The sequence below is a fragment of the Agromyces sp. CCNWLW213 genome (assembly GCF_037199545.1).
Lineage (GTDB): Bacteria > Actinomycetota > Actinomycetes > Actinomycetales > Microbacteriaceae > Agromyces.
Genome location: NZ_JBBBDX010000003.1, coordinates 119,918 through 139,180, shown reverse-complemented (window position 1 = coordinate 139,180; position 19,263 = coordinate 119,918). Strand labels below are relative to the sequence as shown.

Here is a 19,263-nt window from a genome sequence, read left to right as displayed (position 1 = left end):
GACTGCCAGCTACCGGCCGATCGGGTCGAGCACCTCGAGCATCGATCCCTGCACGACGCCCGCCCACTCGTACGCCGCGCGCAGGTAGTCGTCGCGTTCGTCGTCGGCCGGCTCCGCCTCATCGGGGTCGGTGGCGCCCACGCGTTCGGCGAGGATCAGCCGCAGGTCGGTGAGGAACGTCAGCCACCCCCACGCCTGCGCCTGGTCGAGCTCGATCTCGACGACGCCGTCGCCGCGGCGCACCGCCGTGGCATCCCGGACCGCCTGCGCCGCCTGGCGCTTGCCGTCGACGAGGCTGTCGCGCGTGTACCGCTCGAAGTCGCGGGCGGATGCCTCGTCGTCGCGGTACGCGGCGGGGAACAGCCGGTCGAGCGCCGGGTCGTCCTCGCCGCCGAGCAGCAGCACCGAGTCGACCTGGTCGGCGAGCTCGGACAGGAGCATCGCCTCCTCGGTCTCGAGGACGAGGCGGACGCCGTCGGCGCCTCCCTCGCGGCCCGCGACGATCACGGCTCGGCCCTCGACACCGTCGCCTGCAGGCCGTACCCGTGCATCGCGTGGACGTGCCGTTCCATCGCCTCGCGGTTGCCCGTCGCGACGACCGCCCGCCCTTCGTTGTGGACCTGCAGCATGAGCCGCTCGGCCTCTTCGCGCGGGTAGCCGAAGTAGCTGCGGAACACGTAGGTGACGTAGGTCATGAGGTTGACCGGGTCGTCCCACACGACGGTCTGCCAGGGCACGTCGGGTCGCACGACCTCGTCGGTGACGAGGTCGGCGTCGAGCTGCTCGATCGTGGTCGCCACCGTTCCAGACTGTCACGGACTCGGGGCCGATCGCACGTCCCCCGTGACGTCGCGCCCGAGCGCGAAGGCGACCGCCTGCGGCAGGTCCATCGCCAGGCCCGCCCGGTACTGCGGAGCGAGGTCCTCGCTCGTCGGGTCCAGCTCGTCGATGGAGAGTCCCCGGATCCGTGTCACCTCGTGGTCGACGATCTTGGCACCCGACGAGTTCCTGAGTCCGCGCGCGGCGCCGAGGAGCCGAGCCGCTCGCTCCTCGTCGCCGGCGGCTTGCGCGAGCGACGCGGCGAGCGAGAGGAACATGACGACCGCGGACACGTCGCGGTGCGGGGTGAAGAGCTCGAGTCCCTGCTCGAGGTAGTCCCACGCCGTCTCGAGGTCGTCCATCTGGGCGCTGAAGACGGCGACCTCGAACATGCCCCAGCCCATGCCGAACTCGTCGCCGGCGCGTCGGTAGTGCTCGATGCTCTCGTGGAAGAGCGCGAGCGCGCCCGTCCGGTCGTCCTCGAGGTCGGCGACGGACTGGCCGCGTCCCCAGGCGATGTTGCCGAGCCCGTCGTCGTCGCCGAGTCCGCGGTAGATCGCCTCCCCCTCGTCGTAGAGGGCGAACACCTCACGCCGGACCTCGTCGGTGATGCCCGCCGAGGCGGCCGCCACGGACTGCCCGATCGCGACGTTGTAGATCGCGTTGGCGATGTCCGCGGGGCTGCCGAACTCGCGCTGGATCGCGAGCGCCTCGCGGTACGGCGCGACGCAGCGGTCGATCTCGCCCTGCCACCAGTAGACGCCGCCCAGGGCCTCGAGCGCCCGTGCCCGGTGCAGCGGCTCGCCGCCCTGCAGCGCGACGACGGTCTCGAGCCGGCTCCGGCCCTCGTGCAGGTGGCCGCGCGACTGCCAGAACCGCCACGAGGCGGCGGCGAGGCGCTGGGCCGAGTCCGTCTCGCCGTGCACCGCCGCCCAGTCGAGCGCGGTGCGGACGTTGTCGTGGTCGGCATCGAACCGGTCGAGCCACTCCGAGCGGTCCTCGCCGAGCACGTGCAGGGCGATCTCCTCGGCCCAGGCGACGTACGCCTCCAGGTGGCGGCGGTGGACGTCCGGTGCCGAGCCGCCGGCCTCGAGCTTCAGGAGGGCCACCTCGCGGATCACGTGCAGGGTCCGGAACCGGGCCCGGCCGCCGGGCGCCGGGACCTGGCGCAGGAGCCCCTGGTCGACCAGTTCGGCGAGCCCGGTGAGCAGGTCCACCTCGACGTCGTCGCAGACGCGCTCGATCTGCTCGAGGTCGGCGCCGCCCGCGAAGACGCCGAGCCTCGCGAAGAGCTGACGCACGGGCGGATCGAGCAGGTCGTGGCTCCACGCGATCGCCCCCTCGATCGTGCGCTGGCGCTCGGGCAGGTCGATGGTCCCGGTGCCGGGGCGCGCGGGGTCGAGCCGCGCCAGGATCTCGTTCACGGGCAGCAGCCGGACGCGCGAGGCGACGAGCTCGATCGCGAGCGGGAGGCCGTCCAGGCCGCGCACCAGTTCTGAGACCGCCTCGACGTTCTCGGGCGTCACCGCGAAGTCCGGTCGCACCGCCATCGCCCGGTCGACGAACAGCGCGACCGCGTCCGAGACGGTCGCCGCGCCGGGGTCGTGCCGGTCGGGCAGGCCCATGGGCTCGAGCGGCATCTCCTGTTCGGCGGCGATGCGGAGCGGGCCGCGCGAGGTCACCAGGAATCGGGACGCGGGCGATGCCGCCACGAGGTCGGCCACGACCGGCGCCGCGCCGATGACCTGCTCGAAGTTGTCGAGGATCAGCAGCATCTCCCGGTCCGCGAGCCGGTCGAGGAGCGCCTCGCGCGGCGGCCGGTTGCCGGGTGCCGAGTCCTCGCCGAGCGACCGGAGCACCTGTGAGGGGACGACGTCCGGATCGTCGACCGGCGCGAGGTCGACGAAGAACGCACCGTCCCGGAACCGAGCGCCGATCTCGGCGCCGACCTGCAGGGCGAGCCGGGTCTTCCCCGTGCCGCCCGTGCCCGTGATCGTGACCACGTGCGAGGACTCGAGCAGCGCGCGCACGCGCGCGCTCTCGCGGCGGCGACCGACGAAGTGCGTGACCGGCAGGGGCAGCCTGCTCGGCACGACCCCGAGCGAGCGCAGCGCCGGGAAGATGCGCTCGAGTCCGTCGATGTCGAGCTGGAAGATCCGCTCGGCCTGCGAGAGGTCCCGGAGGTGGTGCCGCCCGAGGTCGTGCATCGCGACGCCGTCGGGGAGTCCGTGGTCGACGAGCGCCGCGGTCGCCGCCGAGAGCACCACCTGGCCGCCGTGCGCAGCCGCGGCGATGCGGGCGGCACGGTGCACGTCGATGCCGACGTAGTCGTCGCCGCCGAGCATGCCCAGCCCCGTGTGCAGTCCCATGCGCACCTTCACCGCGAGTCCGGCGGGCCACTCGTGCGCGGCGATCGCGCGCTGCGCGTCGACGACGGCCCGGACGGCGTCCACCGCCGATCCGAAGGCCGCGAAGAAGCCGTCCCCCTCCGTCTTCACGACGGTGCCGGCGCTCCCCGTGACGGCCTCCCGGACGATGCGGTCGTGTTCGGCGAGCAGCGCCGGCCAGCGATCGGCCGCGGCCTGCACCAGGCGGGTCGATCCCTCGACATCCGTGAACAGGAAGGTGACCGTCCCCGTCGGGAGACGACGACGGCTTCGCGACGCCGTGGTGGTCACCCTTCGAGGGTGGCACGACGACGGCTCCGCCGCATCCCCCGCGCCCGGCGGCGGGGCGGATTCAGCGCGCCGACGCCGTGACCGTGAACTTCGCGTTGCGGGCGATCTGCCGGGTCTCGCCCCCGATCCGCTCGAGGAGCGGCCGGTACCGCAGGTGGGAGTTCCACACGCACCACAGCTCGCCGCCGGGCTCGAGCACGCGTGCGGCCTCGGCGAACAGGTGCGTCGCGATGCCCGTGTGCACCGCGGCATCCGAGTGGAACGGCGGGTTCAGCACGACGAGGCGCTCGCTCGCGTCGTGCAGGTGCTCGAGGCCGTCCGCGCGCGTCACGTGCACGCGTCCGGCGACGTCGTTCGCGGCGGCGGTGAGGGCGGCGGATGCCACGGCCGCGGCGCTCCGGTCCGACGCGCGCACCACGAGCCCGGGCCGCTCGCGCGCGAGCCACGCCGCGACGACCCCGGACCCGCACGCGAGGTCGACGGCGCTCGCGGCATCCGGGACGGCGCCGGCCAGCACGCCGAGCAGGAATCGCGTGCCGATGTCGACCGACGTGCCCGCGAACACGCCGCCGTGGGCGACGACCGTGACGCCGAGCTCGGCATCGCGTCCCTCGCGCGGCCACCCGCCGGAGGCCGGCGCCGGATCGATCGGCGCCGACGCCACGAGCACGCGCGACTTCTGCCGCGCGTGCGACACGTCCACGCGACCGAACCGGCGGCCGAGCACCTCGTTCATCGCGAGCGACATGTGCTTCAGACGGCCGCCCGCGAAGACGCGCACGTCGGGAGCGCAGGACCGGGCGACCAGCGCGGCGACCTCGTCGAGCCGGTCGAGCGACCTGGGCAGCCGCATGAGGACCACGCGGGCGTCCTCGACGAGCCCGGCGTCGAGGGGCACGCTGCGGGGGCGGTCGCCGTCGGGCACGCCCAGCCGCTCGGCGTTGGCGGCCAGCGCCCGTTCCGCCGTGATCGGGTCCTGATGGACGCGCACGCCCCGAGCACCGGCATCGACGGCCCCGAGCGCGAGCGCGCCGTAGGCGTCGTCGATCGCGACGACCGCGCCCGGCGTCGCGCCGACCTCGGCGAGCGCGTCGGCGGCCTCGTCGAGGATCAGCCGGTCCGCGGCATCCGCCGCCATGAGACCCGGCCCCTCCAGGTCGGGGAACCGCCGCAGGGCGCCGAGGTCGATGGCCACACCAGATGGTACCGGGCGGGTCCGGGCGGCCCACGATCGTCGGGCGCCGTCAAGCCCCTGTCGGCGGGACGACGACCGCCGGACCATCGCGGAGAAGGAGGCAATCATGACCGTGAACGATCGGGCCGGGGTCCGCTACGCGGAGACGCCGGTCCAGAAGGCCGCGCTCATCGTCGGCATCGTGTTCCTCGTCGTCGGGGTCGCCGGATTCATCCCAGGGGTGACCACCGACGTGGCCGTCATGCAGTTCGCCGGACACGAGTCCGGGGCGCTGCTGCTCGGGGTGTTCCAGGTGTCCATCCTGCACAACATCGTGCACCTGCTCTTCGGGGTCGCGGGCGTCGCACTGGCACGCACGTCCGGCGGCGCGAGGAACTACCTCATCTGGGGCGGAGCCGTCTACGCGCTGCTCTGGCTGTACGGCCTGTTCATCGCCGATGACAGCGTCGCGAACTTCGTGCCCATGAACACCGCCGACGACTGGCTGCACTTCGTCCTCGCGGTCGGCATGATCCTGCTCGGCGTCCTGCTCGGCCGCCGGGTCGGCACTGCCCGGCCGGCCGTCAACGACCGTCGCTGACGGCGTCGTCCGTGTCCGGCGCCCCCGTGAGGGCGCCGGGCGCGCGGCGCCAGAACTCCGCCAGCGTGAGGGCGCCGCGCTCGAGCACGTCGAGCCGCACGCGCTCGTCGGGCGCGTGCCACCGGTCGCTCGGCAGGCCGGTGCCGAAGAACACGACGGGCGCCCCCGTGGCACGGGCGACGAGGGCCGCGGGACCGCCGCCGCCGTTGCCCATGCGTCCGACCTCGTCGGGGTCGACGTCGAAGCCGACGGCCATGGCCGCGGCGAGCGCGTCGAGCGCCGGGTGCTCGGGCGTCCGATACGGCGCCTCCGCGGTGAGGTGGTCGAACTCGAGGTCGTAGCGGATGCCGCGCAACCGGTCGGCCATCCACGCCTCGAGGTGCGCGGCCACGGCCTGCGGGTCCTGGTCGCCCACCAATCGGATGCTCAGGTCGGCGCTCGCGGTCGCGGGGATGACCGAACGCGGCAGTCCCTCGGTGTCTCCCCCGGTGATGCCGATGACCTCGATCGCGGGCCGGGCCCAGAGCCGCTGGGGCAGGGAGTGCTCCCCGTCGCCGACCACGCGGGCCGTCTCGGTCTGCTCGGCCCAATCCTCCGGCCGGAGCCCGAGCCCGTCGAACTCGTCGCGATCGTGCTCATCGGGCGACGGCACGTCGCCGATGCCCGGCACGACGATGCGGCCCTCGTCGTCGTGCAGATCGGCGATGACCGCCGCGAGGTCGTGGATCGGGTTGGGCGCGGTGCCCGAGACCGTGCCGCTGTGCACGTCCACGTCCGGTCCATGGACGGTGAGCGTCGCACCGATCATGCCGCGGACGCTGGTGCAGACCGCCGGCCGTTCGGCGTCCGCGAGGAGCGTGTCGGAGTAGACCACGAGGTCGGCCGCCACGTCATCCCGGTGCGCCTCGAGGAGATCCGCGAGGTGCGGCGAACCGAGCTCCTCCTCGCCGTCGACCACGAACCGCAGGTTGACCGCCGGACCGCCGTCGACGGCGACGTGCGCGGCGAGGCCCAGGAGGTGCGCCGCGACCTGGCCCTTCGCGTCGGACGACCCGCGGCCGAACATCACGCCGTCGCGGACCGCGGGTTCGAAGGGCGCGGTCTCCTTCCAGTCCTCGGCATGCACGGTGCGGACGTCGTGGTGGCTGTAGACCAGCACCGTGGGCCCGCCCGGGTGCGGCATCCACTCGCCGAACACCGCGAAGGTCTCGCCCTGCGGCCAGACCTCGACCCGCGGGAAGCCGACGGCGCGCAACCTGGCCGCGAGGTGCGCCGCCGACCAGCGCATCGCCTCCGCCCGGTCCGGGTCCCCTGCGACCGAGGGGATGCGCACCCACTCGGCGAGCTCCTCGACGAACCGCGAGCGCTGCGCCGCCACGAAGCTCCTGCTCCGTTCCGCCGCATCCGTCGCCCGACCCACAGCGTCACGGTAGGCACGTCACCAGCGCCGCGGCACGGGATTGACCCGGCCGCGAGCGCGCGGTACGGACGGGGCGTACCGGACCGGGGTCCGGGCCGTCAAGATCTTCCGCATCGTCGGTGGTCGGCGCGATGATCGCCCGACGCGCGTCCGTCCGCGACCGTTCACCCGCGGGGAACCGCCGTGGCAGCGTGTGCCCGGGCGGGCGACCGCCCACCGTCACGACTGCGAGAGGAACCCCCACACGTGAAGACCCGACTCCTCGGAGCGGCGGCGACCGCCGCCCTCCTCCTCGGCAGCGGTGCCGTCCTGCCGGCCGCCGCCGCGCCGAACGAGGCGCACGACCTCGACCTGACCCTCCTCGCCACGACCGACCTGCACGGCCGGGTGCTGAACTGGGACTACTTCAGCGATCGCGCCTACAGCGACCGCGCCGGCGACTCGGTGGGCCTCGCCAAGGTCGCCTCGGTCGTCGACGAGGTCCGCGCCGAGGTCGGCGACGACCGGCTGCTCGTCGTCGACAACGGCGACGCCATCCAGGGCACGCCGCTGAGCTACTACTACGCCGTGCAGGAACCGGTGCACGAGACCGGCGCCGACCATCCGATGGCCGCCGCCTACGCGGCGATCGGGTACGACGCGCAGGTCCTCGGCAACCACGAGTTCAACTACGGCCTCGACCTGCTCGGCGCCTACGAGGACGACCTCGGCTTCCCGCTCCTCGGGGCGAACGTGCTCGACGCCGAGACCGGCGAGCCCGCGTTCGACCCGTACACGCTCGTCACGAAGAAGGTGAAGGGGCACAAGCCCGTCACCGTCGGCATCCTCGGCCTCACGACGCCGGGCTCGATGATCTGGGACAAGGCCAACGTCGAGGGCGAGCTCGAGTTCCGCGACATGGTCGACGCGGCCGAGGAGTGGGTCCCGAAGGTGCGCGCCGCCGGCGCCGACGTCGTCGTCGTGCTCTCGCACTCCGGCAACGGCCCGTCGTCGTACGACGAGTCGATCGCGCCGCCCGAGAACGCCACGGCCGACATCGCCCGCCGGGTGCCGGGCATCGACGTCATGGTCGTCGGCCACACCCACCTCGACAGGCCGAGCGAGGTCGTCGTCAACGAGGTCACGGGCGACGAGGTCCTGCTCACGCAGCCCTACCGCTGGGGCTCGACGGTGACGCGCGTCGACCTGTCGCTCGAGAAGGCGAAGGGGCAGTGGGATGTCGCCGACGCGGAGGCGTCCGCCATCCGCACCGCCGCCTACCCGGAGTCGCCCGAGATCGTCGACCTCGTCGCCGACCAGCACGCCACGACGGTCGCCTACGTGAACCAGGTGGTGGCCCAGTCGACCGAGGAGCTCTCGGCCGTCACCTCGCGCTACGAGGACACGGCGATCATCGACTTCATCCAGCAGGTGCAGACGGATGCCGTGGCGAGCTCACTCGCGGGCACGGCGTACGCCGACCTGCCCGTGCTCTCGATCGCCGCGCCGTTCAGCCGCACCGCCGTCTTCCCGCAGGGCGACGTGACCGTGCGCGACATCGCCGGGCTCTACATCTACGACAACACGCTGCAGGCGGTCACCATGACCGGGGCCCAGGTGGAGGACTACCTCGAGTACTCGGCGAAGTACTACGCCCAGGTGCCCGTGGGCGGCACGTTCGATCCCGAGGTGCACACGGGCGCGGCCGGAACGCCCGACTACAACCTCGACATCGTCGCGGGCGTCGAGTACGAGATCGACCTGTCGCAGCCGGTCGGCTCGCGCATCGAGGACCTCGTCCTCTCGGACGGCACGCCCCTCGCCGACGACCAGGAGGTCGTGGTCGCCGTGAACAACTACCGTCGGTCGGGCGGCGGCGGGTTCCCGCACATCGCGTCGGCGCCGGTGGTGTACGACGAGCAGAAGGAGATCCGCCAGCTGCTCATCGACTGGGCCCAGGAGCGCGGCGTGATCGATCCCGCCGACTTCGCCGACGAGTCCTGGTGGCTGACGATCGGCGACGTGCCCGTCGGCTGACCCTCGAGCGGTTCGCACCGGGGATCGACGAGCACCTTAAGGGCGCGGAAACGACACCCGGGCCGAGGAGCACGTGAAGGGCGCGTATCGAGTCCGCTCGGTACGCGCCCTTCGCGGCGGCACGGTCCGTGCCGCGAGTACGCTCGCCCTATGCCAACGACTGACCTCGTCGGCCTCGCCCGCGCGATCGGCACCGACGAGGCCGTGCGGCGCCGCGTCCAGCGCCGAACGCTCGCGGTGGTGGTCGCGAGCCAGGTGCTCGGCGGCGCCGGACTGGCGGCCGGCATCACGGTCGGCGCGCTCCTCGCGCGAGACATGCTCGGTTCCGACAGCGTCACCGGCGCGCCCGCCGCGCTGTTCACGCTCGGATCCGCCCTCACCGCGTTCCTCGTCGGCCGGATCACCCAGCGGCGCGGCCGCCGCACCGGCCTCGGGCTCGGCTTCGCAGCGGGCGGCGCCGGCGCCGTCGGCGTCGTGGTCGCCGCGGTCACCGGCAACGTGGCGCTGCTGTTCGTCTCCCTCTTCGTGTACGGCGCGGGCACCGCCACCAACCTGCAGGCGCGGTACGCGGGCACCGACCTCGCCCTGCCGACCCAGCGGGGCACCGCGGTCAGCGTCGCGATGGTCTCGACCACGCTCGGCGCGGTGGCCGGCCCCAACCTCGTCGAGCCGCTCGGAACGCTCGCCGTCACGCTGGGCATCCCCGCGCTGGCGGGACCGTTCCTCCTCGCCGCGCTCGCGTACCTCGCCGCCGGCAGCGTGCTGTTCGCGCTGCTGCGGCCCGACCCGTTCCTCGTCGCACAGCACCTCGACCCCGAGCCGCCGCCCGCCACCGCCGCGGGCCCGGACGCCACCCGGGAACCGGACTCCCCCGCGACATCCGCCACCCGGATCGCGGCCGAACCCGCCCGCGGTCGCGGCGGCGACCGGTTCGCGCCGGGCGTCGTGCTCGGCGCGACGATCATGATCCTCACGCAGGCGAGCATGGTCGCCATCATGACGATGACGCCCGTGCACATGCGGGTGCACGACCACGCGCTCTCGGCGGTCGGGATCGTCATCGGCCTGCACATCGGCGCCATGTACCTGCCCTCGCTCGTGACGGGCGTGCTCGTCGACCGGATCGGCCGCATCCCGATGGCGGTCGCCGCGGCCGTGACGATGCTGCTGGCGGGCGGGGTCGCCGCGCTCGCGCCGAGCGACTCGCTCGGCCTGCTCATCACCGCCCTCGTCCTCCTCGGCCTCGGCTGGAACTTCGGCCTCATCGCGGGCACCGCGCTCGTGGTCGACGCCACCTCGCCGACCCACCGGGCCAGGACGCAGGGCTCGATCGACGTGCTCATCGCCCTCGCCGGCGCGGGCGCCAGCGCGCTCTCCGGACTCGTGCTCGCCGCCACCGACTACGCGACGCTGTCCGTCGTCGGGGGACTGCTCTCGCTGCTGCTCGTGCCCGTCGTCCTCTGGGCGCGACGCGCCACGGCACGACGCCGCGGCTGACGACGTCCAGCCGGGTTTGCTACCCTCGGCCCCCGATGCGACATCCGGCGCAGCACCAGGGGGAGCGTCGCGCGGCCGTTCGAGCGACCGCGCGGCGCCCCGCTCGTGTGCGCGGAGGACGCCGGGCCGCGGACCGGGCGGAGCGCGCCGATCGGCCCCGCCTGGCGCGGCGTCGGGGCATCGCGGCGCTCGCGGCGGTCGCCGCCGTGGGAGGCATGCTCGCGACGGTCGCACTCGCGCCGCTCCCGCGGCCGTCGATCGCCCTCGCGGGCCCCGCGTCGACCTCGGTGTCGCCGTTCCACGGCGACGTGCAGGACTACGCCGTCCCCGGCGACCTCGCGGTCGCGGGCGTCTCCCGCGAGAGCTACGCCACGGCGACCGGACCCGACACGCTCGTGGCATCCGGCACCAACTACGACTGGGCGAAGCTCGTGCTCGTGTTCGGCGACTGGCCCGTGACCGACGAGAACGTGAGGTTCATGGTCGAGTGGATGCGCGAGGAGAACGGCCCCGACAACTGGTGGAACCGCAACAACCCGCTCAACAACGGCTACGGGTCGGGCGGCGGCAGCGGCCTCGGCAGCTACGGAACCCTCGTCGACGCCGCCCGGTACGCGGCGTCCAACCTGCAGAAGCGCACCTTCTACGCCGACATCGTCGCCGCGCTCGAGGCGGGCACGTCGGCGGATGCCACGGCGCGGGCCGTCTGGGCCTCGCCGTGGGCCGAGAGCCACTACGGCTACGGCGCGTGGTGGTCGACCGCACCCGTGCCCGTCGTGCCGGCTCCTCCGTCGGCCTGGGGTCGCTGAGCGGAGCGGACTCGTCCATGACCGTCCGGTGGATCTTCGCGGAGCAGCTCGGATCGCAGTTCGACGACGGCGGGCCGATGCTGCTCGTCGAGGCCCGCTCGGCGTTCGGCCGGCGGCCGATGCACCGGCGGAAGGCGCACCTCTACCTCTCCGCCATCCGCCACCGCGCCGCCGAGCTCGGCGACCGCGTGGAGTTCCATCAGGTGGAGCGGTTCGGCGACGCCGTCGACGGGCGCGACGACCTCGAGGCGATCGCGCCCGTGTCGTGGGCCGCGAGGGCGGCCCTGCGGCGCCGTGGCATCCGGATGCTGCCGAGCCGGGGCTTCGTCACCTCCGAGGCCGACTTCGCCGGGTGGATGGCGGCGCGCGAGGGTCGTCGGCCGCGCATGGAGGACTTCTACCGCTGGACGCGCGAGCGCACGGGCATCCTGATGCGCGGGCCCGAGCCCGAGGGCGGGCGCTTCAACCTCGACCGCGAGAACCGGCAGCCCCCGCCGAAGGGCGCCGTCACCCTGGGCCTGCCCGAGCCGTGGTGGCCCGAGGAGGACGACCTCGACCGCGAGGTGCGCCGTGACCTCGACCGGTGGCAGGCCGACGGGCACGTGCAGCTCATCGGCGACGACGGCCCCCGGCGCTTCGCGGTCACGGAGTCCGAGGCCGAGCAGGCGGTCGCCGACTTCATCGGGTCGCGCCTCGGCGACTTCGGCCCGTACGAGGACGCGGTGCTCACCCACGACTGGGTCATGGCGCACTCGCTGCTCAGCGTGCCGCTCAACCTCGGCCTCATCGACCCGTTCGCCCTCGCCGAACGCGTCGCCGCCGAGCACGCGGCCGGGCGTGCGCCGCTGCAGAGCGTCGAGGGCTTCGTGCGGCAGGTGATCGGATGGCGCGACTGGATGTGGCACCTCTACTGGCACCTCGGCCCCGACTACACGCGCTCGAACAACCGCCTCGAGTCGACCCGGCCCGTCCCCCGCCCGTTCGCGGCGCTCGACACCTCCGGCGTGGACGCGGCGTGCATCCGGCACACGCTCGACGACGTGCGCACCCGCGGCTGGGCGCACCACATCCAGCGGCTCATGGTGCTCGGCAACTGGGCGCTGCAGCGCGCGGTCGATCCGGCCGCCCTCACGGACTGGTTCGCGGGCGCGTTCGTCGACGGCACGCCGTGGGTCATGCCCGCGAACGTGGTCGGGATGTCGCAGCACGCCGACGGCGGGGTCGTCGCGACCAAGCCCTACGCGGCGGGCGGCGCGTACATCTCGAAGATGACCGACTACTGCGGCGGATGCCGCTTCGATCCCAAGGTGCGCCTGGGTCCCGACGCCTGCCCGGTCACCGCCGGATACTGGGCGTTCCTCGACCGCGCGGAGCCCCGACTGCGCGGCAACCACCGGATGGCGCAGCCGCTCGCCGGGCTCCGGCGGCTGTCGGACCGCGACGCGGTCGTCGCGCAGGAGGCCGCTCGCGATCGCGACAGCGAGGGATTCGGGCCGGCGCCGGACTGAAGGGCGGTCGCCGGTGGTCGAGGGACGCGACCCGCCCGACCCGGGGACCTCAGCCCCGCTCGAGCGGCCGCCACACGACGACGGCGTTCTCGCGGCGCACGCGCGTGCCGGCCTTGAGCGAGACCACCTCGCCCTCGGCTCCGGCCGCGAACACGCGCCGGCCCGGGCGGTTGAGCATCTCGTCGGCGAGCGCGCGCTCGAGCTCGCGGACGCGCTGGCGCAGGTCGGCGACCTCGTTCTCGAGGCCGAGCACGCGCCGGATGCCCTCGAGGCTCACGCCCTCGCTCGACAGCTGCTGGATCTCGCGGAGCTGCGCCACGTCGCGCATCGAGTAGCGGCGGGACTTGCCCGCGGTGCGCTTCGGGGAGACCAGCCCCATGCGGTCGTACTGGCGGAGCGTCTGCGGGTGCATCCCGGCGAGCTCGGCCGCGACCGAGATCACGAACAGGGGGCTCTCGCCGTCGACCTGCATCATGCGCCCCTCGCCTTGGCGAGGAGGTCCTCGCGGGGGTTCTCGTCGGGCAGGAGCGCGGCGAACTCGCGCAGCTTCTCCTCCGACTCCTTCGACAGGTGCGACGGGACCGCGACCTGCACGACGGCGAGGAGGTCGCCCGTGCCCTTCTTCGTCTCGACGCCGCGGCCCTTCACGCGCAGCACGCGCCCGCTGGGGGTGCCGGGTGCGACGCGCAGCCTCACCGGCTCACCGCCGAGGGTCGGCACCTGGATGGTCGCGCCCAGTGCGGCCTCGGCGAAGGTGACGGGCACGTTGACGCGGAGGTTGAGGCCGTCGCGCTCGAAGACGGGGTGCTTGCGCACGCGCACGGTGAGGACGATGTCGCCCGCCTCGCCGCCGTCGGGAGACGGGTGCCCCTTGCCGCGCAGGCGGATCTTCTGGCCGTCGGCCACGCCCGCGGGCACGTTGACCGTGATCTCGCGGCCGTCGGCGGTCTGCAGCGTGATGCGATCGCCCTTGGTCGCGGTGACGAAGTCGAGCGTCGTGGTCGCAGTGACGTCGCGGCCGCGCGTCGGTCCGCCGAACCCCCCGTAGCCGCCCGTGGGCTGGCCGAAGCGGCCTCCGCCGAACAGGCCGCTCAGGAGGTCGTCGTACTGCGCGCCCTGCGTCGAGGTGTACCGCGTGCCACCGCGCCCGCCGGGACCGCCGAACATGCCGCCGAAGACGTCCTCGAAGCCGCCGGCGCCGCCGCCGGGCGCGGTGAACCGCGCGCCCTGGCCCATGGCGCGGACCGCGTCGTACTCCTTGCGCTCCTCGGGGTCGGAGAGCACCGAGTGCGCCTCGCTGATCTCCTTGAACTTCGCCTCGGATGCGGCGTCCCCGGCGTTCTGGTCGGGGTGGTACTTGCGCGCGAGCTTTCGGTAGGCCTTCTTGATGTCGGCGTCGCTCGCGTCCTTCGAGACGCCGAGGATCGCGTAGAAGTCCTTGTCGAACCAATCCTGGCTGGCCATCGGCGCCTCCTTCCTCGAAATCTAGTGGTCCGGCTGCGGGTCGAGGAGCACCCGGCTGAGCCGGGAGCGTCTCGAGACCTCGGACGAGGGGGTCTCGAGACGCGGCCGGCGCCGCTCCTCGACCCGCACGTTCGCTAGGCGGGCGTCTTCACGACGACCTTCGCCGCCCGCAGCAGCGTGCCGCCCAGCAGGTAGCCGGTCTCGACCACGTCGCCGACCGTGTCGACCTCCACCTCGTCGGAGTGCTGCTGGAAGATCGCCTCGTGGCGCTGCGGGTCGAACGGCTCGCCGACCTCGCCGAACGGCGTGAGGCCGAGCTTCTCGACCGACGCGCGCAGCTTGGCCGCGATCGTCGCGAACGGCGTGTCGCCCTCGAGGTCGCCGTGCTTCTCGGCCCGGTCGAGGTCGTCGAGCACGGGCAGCAGCACGGCCACGGCCGCGCCGATCGCGCGCTCGCGCTCGATCTCGCGGTTCGCCTCGGTGCGCTTGCGGTAGTTCGCGTACTCGGCGGTGACCCGCTTGAGGTCGGCGAGGTGCTCGGCCGTCGGGTCGTCGACCTCGGCCTGCGCGGCGTTCAGGATGTCGTCGACCGTGAGGGTCTCCTCGTCGATCGACTCCTCGTCGAGCTCGTCGGCAGCGGATGCCGCAGCAGCGTCGGCTGCGGCATCCGTCGCCGGTTCGGACCCCTCGGCGCCGGGCTTGCGAACCTGACCCGTCTCGGGGTCGATCCGCCGCTTGTCGCGGATGATCGGCTCGTCGTGGTTCCGGTCCTCATCGGCAGCCATGGTTACTTCTTCTCGTCCTCGTCGTCGATGACCTCGGCGTCGACCACGTCCTCGTCGGAGGACTCGGCGCCCTCGGAGCCGGACGGGTTGGCGTCCTCACCGGGGTTGGCGCCGGCGGTCGCGTCGGCCTGCTGGCCCTGCGCGTAGATCGCCTCGCCGAGCTTGCCCTGCGACTGGTTGAGCTTGTCGAACGCCGACTTCACCGCGTCGTCGTCGTCGCCCGCGAGCGCCGTCTTGAGCGCGTCGACGTCGCCCTGCACCTCGTTCTTGACGTCGGCGGGGAGCTTCTCGTCGTTCTCCTTGATCAGCTTCTCGATCGAGTAGACGAGCTGCTCGGCCTGGTTGCGGGTCTCGGCCGACTCGCGGCGCTTCTTGTCCTCGGCCGCGTGCTCCTCGGCGTCGCGCACCATCCGCTCGATGTCGTCCTTCGGGAGGCTCGAGCCGCCGGTGATGGTCATCGACTGCTCCTTGCCCGTGCCCTTGTCGCGCGCCGACACGTGCACGATGCCGTTGGCGTCGATGTCGAAGGTGACCTCGATCTGCGGGATGCCGCGGGGGGCCGGGGCGATGCCGGTCAGCTCGAACGTGCCGAGCGGCTTGTTGTCGCGCGTGAACTCGCGCTCGCCCTGGAACACCTGGATGGCGACCGACGGCTGGTTGTCGTCGGCGGTCGTGAACGTCTCGCTGCGCTTGGTCGGGATGGCGGTGTTGCGCTCGATGAGCTTGGTCATGATGCCGCCCTTGGTCTCGATGCCGAGGCTCAGGGGGGTGACGTCGATGAGCAGCACGTCCTTGCGCTCGCCCTTGAGGACGCCCGCCTGGAGGGCCGCGCCGACGGCGACGACCTCGTCGGGGTTCACGCCCTTGTTGGGCTCCTGACCGGTCTCCTTCTTCACGAGCTCGGAGACGGCGGGCATGCGCGTCGAACCGCCGACGAGCACGACGTGGGCGATGTCCGACACCTTGATGCCGGCCTCGCGGATCACGTCTTCGAAGGGCTTCTTGGTGCGGTCGAGCAGGTCGCTCGTCATGTTCTCGAACTGGGCGCGCGTGAGCGTCTCGTCGAGGTTCGCCGGGCCGTTCTCGGTGAGCGAGAGGTAGGGCAGCTGGATGCTCGTGCTCATGCTCGAGCTGAGCTCCTTCTTGGCCTGCTCCGCGGCCTCCTTCAGGCGCTGCAGGGCGATCTTGTCCTTCGAGACGTCGACGCCCGTCGAGTCCTTGAAGCGCTTGATGAGATGGTCGACGATCCGCTGGTCCCAGTCGTCGCCGCCGAGGCGGTTGTCGCCCGCCGTGGCGCGCACCTGGATGGTCGAGAAGTCGTCGTCCTTGCCCACCTCGAGGAGGGACACGTCGAACGTGCCGCCGCCGAGGTCGAAGACGAGGATGAGCTCGTCCTCCTTGCCCTTGTCGAGTCCGTACGCGAGCGCGGCCGCGGTGGGCTCGTTGATGATGCGGAGCACGTTGAGGCCCGCGATCTCGCCGGCCTCCTTGGTGGCCTGGCGCTCGGCGTCGTTGAAGTACGCCGGGACGGTGATGACCGCATCGGTCACGGTGTCGCCGAGGTACTGCTCGGCGTCGCGCTTGAGCTTCTGCAGGATGCGCGCCGAGATCTCCTGCGGCGTGTACTGCTTGCCGTCGATCTCGCGCTTCCAGTCGGTGCCCATGTGGCGCTTGACCGACGCGATGGTGCGGTCGACGTTCGTCACGGCCTGGCGCTTGGCGGTCTCGCCGACGAGCACCTCGCCGTCCTTCGTGAACGCGACCACCGACGGGGTGGTGCGGAAGCCCTCGGCGTTCGCGATGACGACGGGCTCGCCGCCCTCGAGGACGCTGACGACCGAGTTGGTGGTGCCCAGGTCGATTCCGACTGCACGTGACATGTGTGTCTCTCCTTCTGCCGAGGGGGGTGCGATGTCTGCCCTCCGGCGATCGGCCCGGCGGTGCCCGCCCGCGGCCGAAGTCTGCTCGTCGAGACTTGAGCCTCGACCGCTCAAGTCTCGCAGCGGCATCCGATCGATGTCAAGTCGGCGCGGTGAAACTTGAGCGCGGTCGACTCAACCTCGACGCTCCGGCGTGCACCCGGCGGAAGCGGCACGCCGGCGGGCGGCTGGGGACGTGTGCGAGCGTGGACTCAGGGCGCGCACCGGCGCGCGACCGGGCCGCGCGCCGCTACGTTGAGCGACATGACCTCGACCGTCGTGCCGCGCCTGCTCGCGGCATCCGCTGCCCTCGCCATCGCCATCGGACTCGCCGGCTGCAGCGCCGGGGACCCCGGCGAGACCGCCGCCCCCGAGCCGAGTCCCGCGTCGACGCCGTCGGCCGAGCCCGTCACCGAGACGCCGACGGAGGACCCCGCGACGTCCGCAGCGACCTGCGACGACCTCATGACGCCCGAGGCGTACGCGCAGCTCGAGTCCGACGGCCTCGTGCCGATGGAGTTCGACACGGCCGATCCGATCGCCCGGCGCATCGCCGAGCAGGACGGGCTCGCCTGCAACTGGGGGAAGCCGCAGTCGGACATCCTGCTCCACGTCCGGCAGGCCGAGGTCGGCGCCGACGAGGCCGGGTGGACGGACGCGCTCACGTCCGCCGGGTATCGCCGCACCGACGACCCCGTGACGGGCGCCTGGACCGGCCCGGTCGAGCCGGGCAGTGGGCTCAGCCCGGTCGTGGTCGTCGCCGACGGCACCGTGACCTTCGTCAGCGCGCCGACGTTCGCGCAGTGGATCCGGCCCGCGAGCTGACGACGCGCCGCGCGGTCATCGCGACGCGCAGGATTCGTGCGTCTTCCGCACGGAGGTCTGTTGCGCGACGGCGGCACTCGCTTAGGGTTCCCCCACCGGGACGAAGGGGAGAGCATGGTCCGCAGGAACTTCAGGGTGGTCGCCGGGACGACGGCGGCGATGGTGGTCGTGGGAGCGTTCGGCGCCTCGGCGGCGATGGCCGCTCCGGGCAACGGTCCGGAGAGCACGGGGCCGCGATACACGGCGGGTTCGGCCGGCGTCGGCGACGAGTACTTCCCGTTCGCCGGCAACGGCGGGTACGACGTGCAGCACTACGACCTCGACATCCGCTACACGCCGCCCGCACCGGCGCCCGCGCCGCTGGAGGGCGAGTTCGAGGGGGTCGCGACCATCGACCTCGAGGCCACGCAGGACCTCGATCGATTCAACCTCGACCTGCGGGGCATGGACGTGCACTCCGTGACGGTGAACGGGAAGCCCGCGGTATCCGTCGAACCGCCGGGCGCGGGCGAGGAGGTCGACGGCGCGGCGTTCTGGCACGTGCAGGACGACGAGGCGCGGACCTGGGAGCTGACGGTGCAGCCGCGACCGAAGATCAAGGCGGGCCAGAGCGTCGAGGTCGTCGTCGAGTACGGGGGCACCACGACCCGGCCGACCGACATCGAGGATGCGCTCTACGGGTGGGTGACCACTCGCGACGGTGCGATCGTGGCGAGCGAGCCCGAGGGCTCGATGACGTGGTATCCGGTGAGCGACCACCAGACCGACAAGGCGACCTACTCGTTCGAGATCACGGTGCCCGAGGGCAAGGTCGCGGTCGCGAACGGCCTTCCCGCCGCCGACCCGGTCACCGCGGACGGATGGACCACCTGGTTCTGGGACGCCCCCGACCAGCAGGCGAGCTACCTCACGACCGCGTCGGTCGGCGACTTCGACCTGCGCGACGCCTACACCTCGACGAGCGGGGTGCCCATCATCGACGCCGTCGACACCAAGCTGACCGCCGCGCGCCTCGCGACCACGAACACGAGCCTCTCCCGGCAGGTGGCGATGATCGACTTCTTCGAGTCGAAGTTCGGCGCCTACCCGTTCGTCGAATACGGCTCGATCGTCGACAACGACAGCGTGGGCTACGCGCTCGAGACGCAGACGCGGCCGGTGTACTCGTCCCAGGCGTCGGAGGGCACGGTCGCGCACGAGCTGGCGCACCAGTGGTTCGGCAACTCCGTCAGTCCCGAGCGCTGGCAGGACATCTGGCTCAACGAGGGCTGGGCGACCTACGCGACGTGGATGTGGAACGAGGAGCGCGGCATCCGGACCGCCCAGACCGCGTACAACAATTGGTACAACCTGAACCGGCCTGCGACGTACTGGGAGATCCGGATCGGCGACCCGGGCCCGCTCGGCCTGTTCGCCGGCCCGGTCTACGACCGCGGCGCGGGCACCCTCCACGCGCTCCGACTCGAGGTGGGCGACGAGGCGTTCTTCGAGGCCGCGAACCTCTGGCTCGAGCGCTACGACGACTCGACGGGCACGTCGGAGGACTTCCAGCAGATCTACGAGGAGGTCTCGGGTCAGGACCTCGATGAGTTCTTCGACATCTGGCTGCGCGACCAGGTGAAGCCCCCGGCCACCTGGACCCTTCCCTAGCGCCCGCTGGGGATCGCGTCGCCGCTTCCGCCGGGTTCCGTCGTCCGGGACCCGGCGGAAGCGGCATCTCCGCGTCGGGGCGGAACGAGGGGCGGGCG

16 protein-coding genes are annotated in these 19,263 nt (G+C 72.7%); 7 read left to right on the top strand and 9 right to left on the bottom strand.

Annotated elements, in window-relative coordinates:
* Nucleotides 1–9 precede the first annotated feature (9 nt).
* From WBQ80_RS07910 to WBQ80_RS07895, 4 genes are all read right to left on the bottom strand, one after another.
* A complete protein-coding gene (locus WBQ80_RS07910; protein WP_336571446.1) occupies nt 10–507 on the bottom strand; it encodes a DUF2017 family protein in 498 nt (165 codons plus the stop codon).
* Complete coding sequence (gene clpS, locus WBQ80_RS07905; protein ID WP_442892681.1) at nt 504–800, bottom strand: ATP-dependent Clp protease adapter ClpS; 297 nt, start codon at nt 798–800, stop codon at nt 504–506. Before clpS ends, WBQ80_RS07910 begins: the two co-directional genes overlap by 4 nt.
* 12 nt (nt 801–812) lie before the next feature.
* The gene (locus tag WBQ80_RS07900) at nt 813–3,497 is read right to left on the bottom strand and encodes an adenylate/guanylate cyclase domain-containing protein (protein ID WP_336571447.1); all 2,685 of its coding nucleotides are present in this window, start codon (nt 3,495–3,497) and stop codon (nt 813–815) included.
* A 61-nt stretch (nt 3,498–3,558) separates the two neighbouring features.
* Complete coding sequence (locus tag WBQ80_RS07895; protein WP_442892682.1) at nt 3,559–4,692, bottom strand: class I SAM-dependent methyltransferase; 1,134 nt, start codon at nt 4,690–4,692, stop codon at nt 3,559–3,561.
* 106 nt (nt 4,693–4,798) lie between these two features.
* On the opposite strand from WBQ80_RS07895, the gene WBQ80_RS07890 reads away from it, so the two are divergent.
* A complete protein-coding gene (locus tag WBQ80_RS07890; protein WP_336571448.1) occupies nt 4,799–5,272 on the top strand; it encodes a DUF4383 domain-containing protein in 474 nt (157 codons plus the stop codon).
* On the opposite strand, the gene WBQ80_RS07885 is transcribed toward WBQ80_RS07890, so the two are convergent.
* Nucleotides 5,256–6,692 (bottom strand): M20/M25/M40 family metallo-hydrolase, encoded by a 1,437-nt coding sequence (locus tag WBQ80_RS07885; protein ID WP_337282511.1) that lies wholly within the window; start codon nt 6,690–6,692, stop codon nt 5,256–5,258. The genes WBQ80_RS07890 and WBQ80_RS07885 overlap by 17 nt on opposite strands.
* A 246-nt stretch (nt 6,693–6,938) precedes the next feature.
* On the opposite strand from WBQ80_RS07885, the gene WBQ80_RS07880 reads away from it, so the two are divergent.
* From WBQ80_RS07880 to WBQ80_RS07865, 4 genes are all read left to right on the top strand, one after another.
* Entirely contained in the window at nt 6,939–8,708 is a 1,770-nt protein-coding gene (locus WBQ80_RS07880) for a bifunctional metallophosphatase/5'-nucleotidase (RefSeq protein ID WP_336571450.1), read from the top strand.
* A gap of 150 nt (nt 8,709–8,858) precedes the next feature.
* Entirely contained in the window at nt 8,859–10,205 is a 1,347-nt protein-coding gene (locus WBQ80_RS07875) for an MFS transporter (protein ID WP_336571451.1), read from the top strand.
* A gap of 35 nt (nt 10,206–10,240) precedes the next feature.
* Nucleotides 10,241–11,014 carry a hypothetical protein gene (locus WBQ80_RS07870; RefSeq protein ID WP_337282510.1) on the top strand — a complete coding sequence of 258 codons (774 nt, stop codon included), beginning with the start codon at nt 10,241–10,243 and terminating at the stop codon, nt 11,012–11,014.
* A gap of 17 nt (nt 11,015–11,031) precedes the next feature.
* Nucleotides 11,032–12,522, top strand: coding sequence for a cryptochrome/photolyase family protein (locus tag WBQ80_RS07865; protein WP_336571453.1), 1,491 nt, complete (start codon nt 11,032–11,034; stop codon nt 12,520–12,522).
* A gap of 49 nt (nt 12,523–12,571) precedes the next feature.
* Here the strand turns inward: WBQ80_RS07865 and WBQ80_RS07860 are convergent, their stop codons facing one another.
* The 4 genes from WBQ80_RS07860 to dnaK all read right to left on the bottom strand — a co-directional run bounded on the left by WBQ80_RS07860 (nt 12,572) and on the right by dnaK (nt 16,651).
* Nucleotides 12,572–12,997 (bottom strand): heat shock protein transcriptional repressor HspR, encoded by a 426-nt coding sequence (locus WBQ80_RS07860; RefSeq protein WP_336571454.1) that lies wholly within the window; start codon nt 12,995–12,997, stop codon nt 12,572–12,574.
* A complete protein-coding gene (locus WBQ80_RS07855; protein WP_336571455.1) occupies nt 12,994–13,986 on the bottom strand; it encodes a DnaJ C-terminal domain-containing protein in 993 nt (330 codons plus the stop codon). The genes WBQ80_RS07860 and WBQ80_RS07855 overlap by 4 nt, the downstream gene beginning before the upstream one ends.
* Before the next feature lie 134 nt (nt 13,987–14,120).
* A complete protein-coding gene (locus tag WBQ80_RS07850) occupies nt 14,121–14,771 on the bottom strand; it encodes a nucleotide exchange factor GrpE (RefSeq protein WP_336571456.1) in 651 nt (216 codons plus the stop codon).
* A 2-nt stretch (nt 14,772–14,773) separates the two neighbouring features.
* Entirely contained in the window at nt 14,774–16,651 is a 1,878-nt protein-coding gene (dnaK, locus tag WBQ80_RS07845) for a molecular chaperone DnaK (protein WP_336571457.1), read from the bottom strand.
* A gap of 303 nt (nt 16,652–16,954) precedes the next feature.
* Here dnaK and WBQ80_RS07840 point away from each other — a divergent pair, with 303 nt between their 5' ends.
* Entirely contained in the window at nt 16,955–17,515 is a 561-nt protein-coding gene (locus WBQ80_RS07840) for a hypothetical protein (RefSeq protein ID WP_336571458.1), read from the top strand.
* Nucleotides 17,516–17,629: 114 nt separating this feature from the next.
* Nucleotides 17,630–19,165 (top strand): M1 family metallopeptidase, encoded by a 1,536-nt coding sequence (locus WBQ80_RS07835; RefSeq protein ID WP_336571459.1) that lies wholly within the window; start codon nt 17,630–17,632, stop codon nt 19,163–19,165.
* Nucleotides 19,166–19,263 lie beyond the last annotated feature (98 nt).

Coding starts and splice junctions, on each gene's coding strand:
- WBQ80_RS07860 (WP_336571454.1), bottom strand. CDS start 12,997: ATGATGCAGGTCGACGGCGAGAGCCCCCTGTTCGTGATCTCGGTCGCG.
- WBQ80_RS07865 (WP_336571453.1), top strand. CDS start 11,032: ATGACCGTCCGGTGGATCTTCGCGGAGCAGCTCGGATCGCAGTTCGAC.
- WBQ80_RS07850 (WP_336571456.1), bottom strand. CDS start 14,771: ATGGCTGCCGATGAGGACCGGAACCACGACGAGCCGATCATCCGCGAC.
- WBQ80_RS07870 (WP_337282510.1), top strand. CDS start 10,241: ATGCGACATCCGGCGCAGCACCAGGGGGAGCGTCGCGCGGCCGTTCGA.
- WBQ80_RS07875 (WP_336571451.1), top strand. CDS start 8,859: ATGCCAACGACTGACCTCGTCGGCCTCGCCCGCGCGATCGGCACCGAC.
- dnaK (WP_336571457.1), bottom strand. CDS start 16,651: ATGTCACGTGCAGTCGGAATCGACCTGGGCACCACCAACTCGGTCGTC.
- WBQ80_RS07890 (WP_336571448.1), top strand. CDS start 4,799: ATGACCGTGAACGATCGGGCCGGGGTCCGCTACGCGGAGACGCCGGTC.
- WBQ80_RS07835 (WP_336571459.1), top strand. CDS start 17,630: ATGGTCCGCAGGAACTTCAGGGTGGTCGCCGGGACGACGGCGGCGATG.
- WBQ80_RS07855 (WP_336571455.1), bottom strand. CDS start 13,986: ATGGCCAGCCAGGATTGGTTCGACAAGGACTTCTACGCGATCCTCGGC.
- WBQ80_RS07840 (WP_336571458.1), top strand. CDS start 16,955: ATGACCTCGACCGTCGTGCCGCGCCTGCTCGCGGCATCCGCTGCCCTC.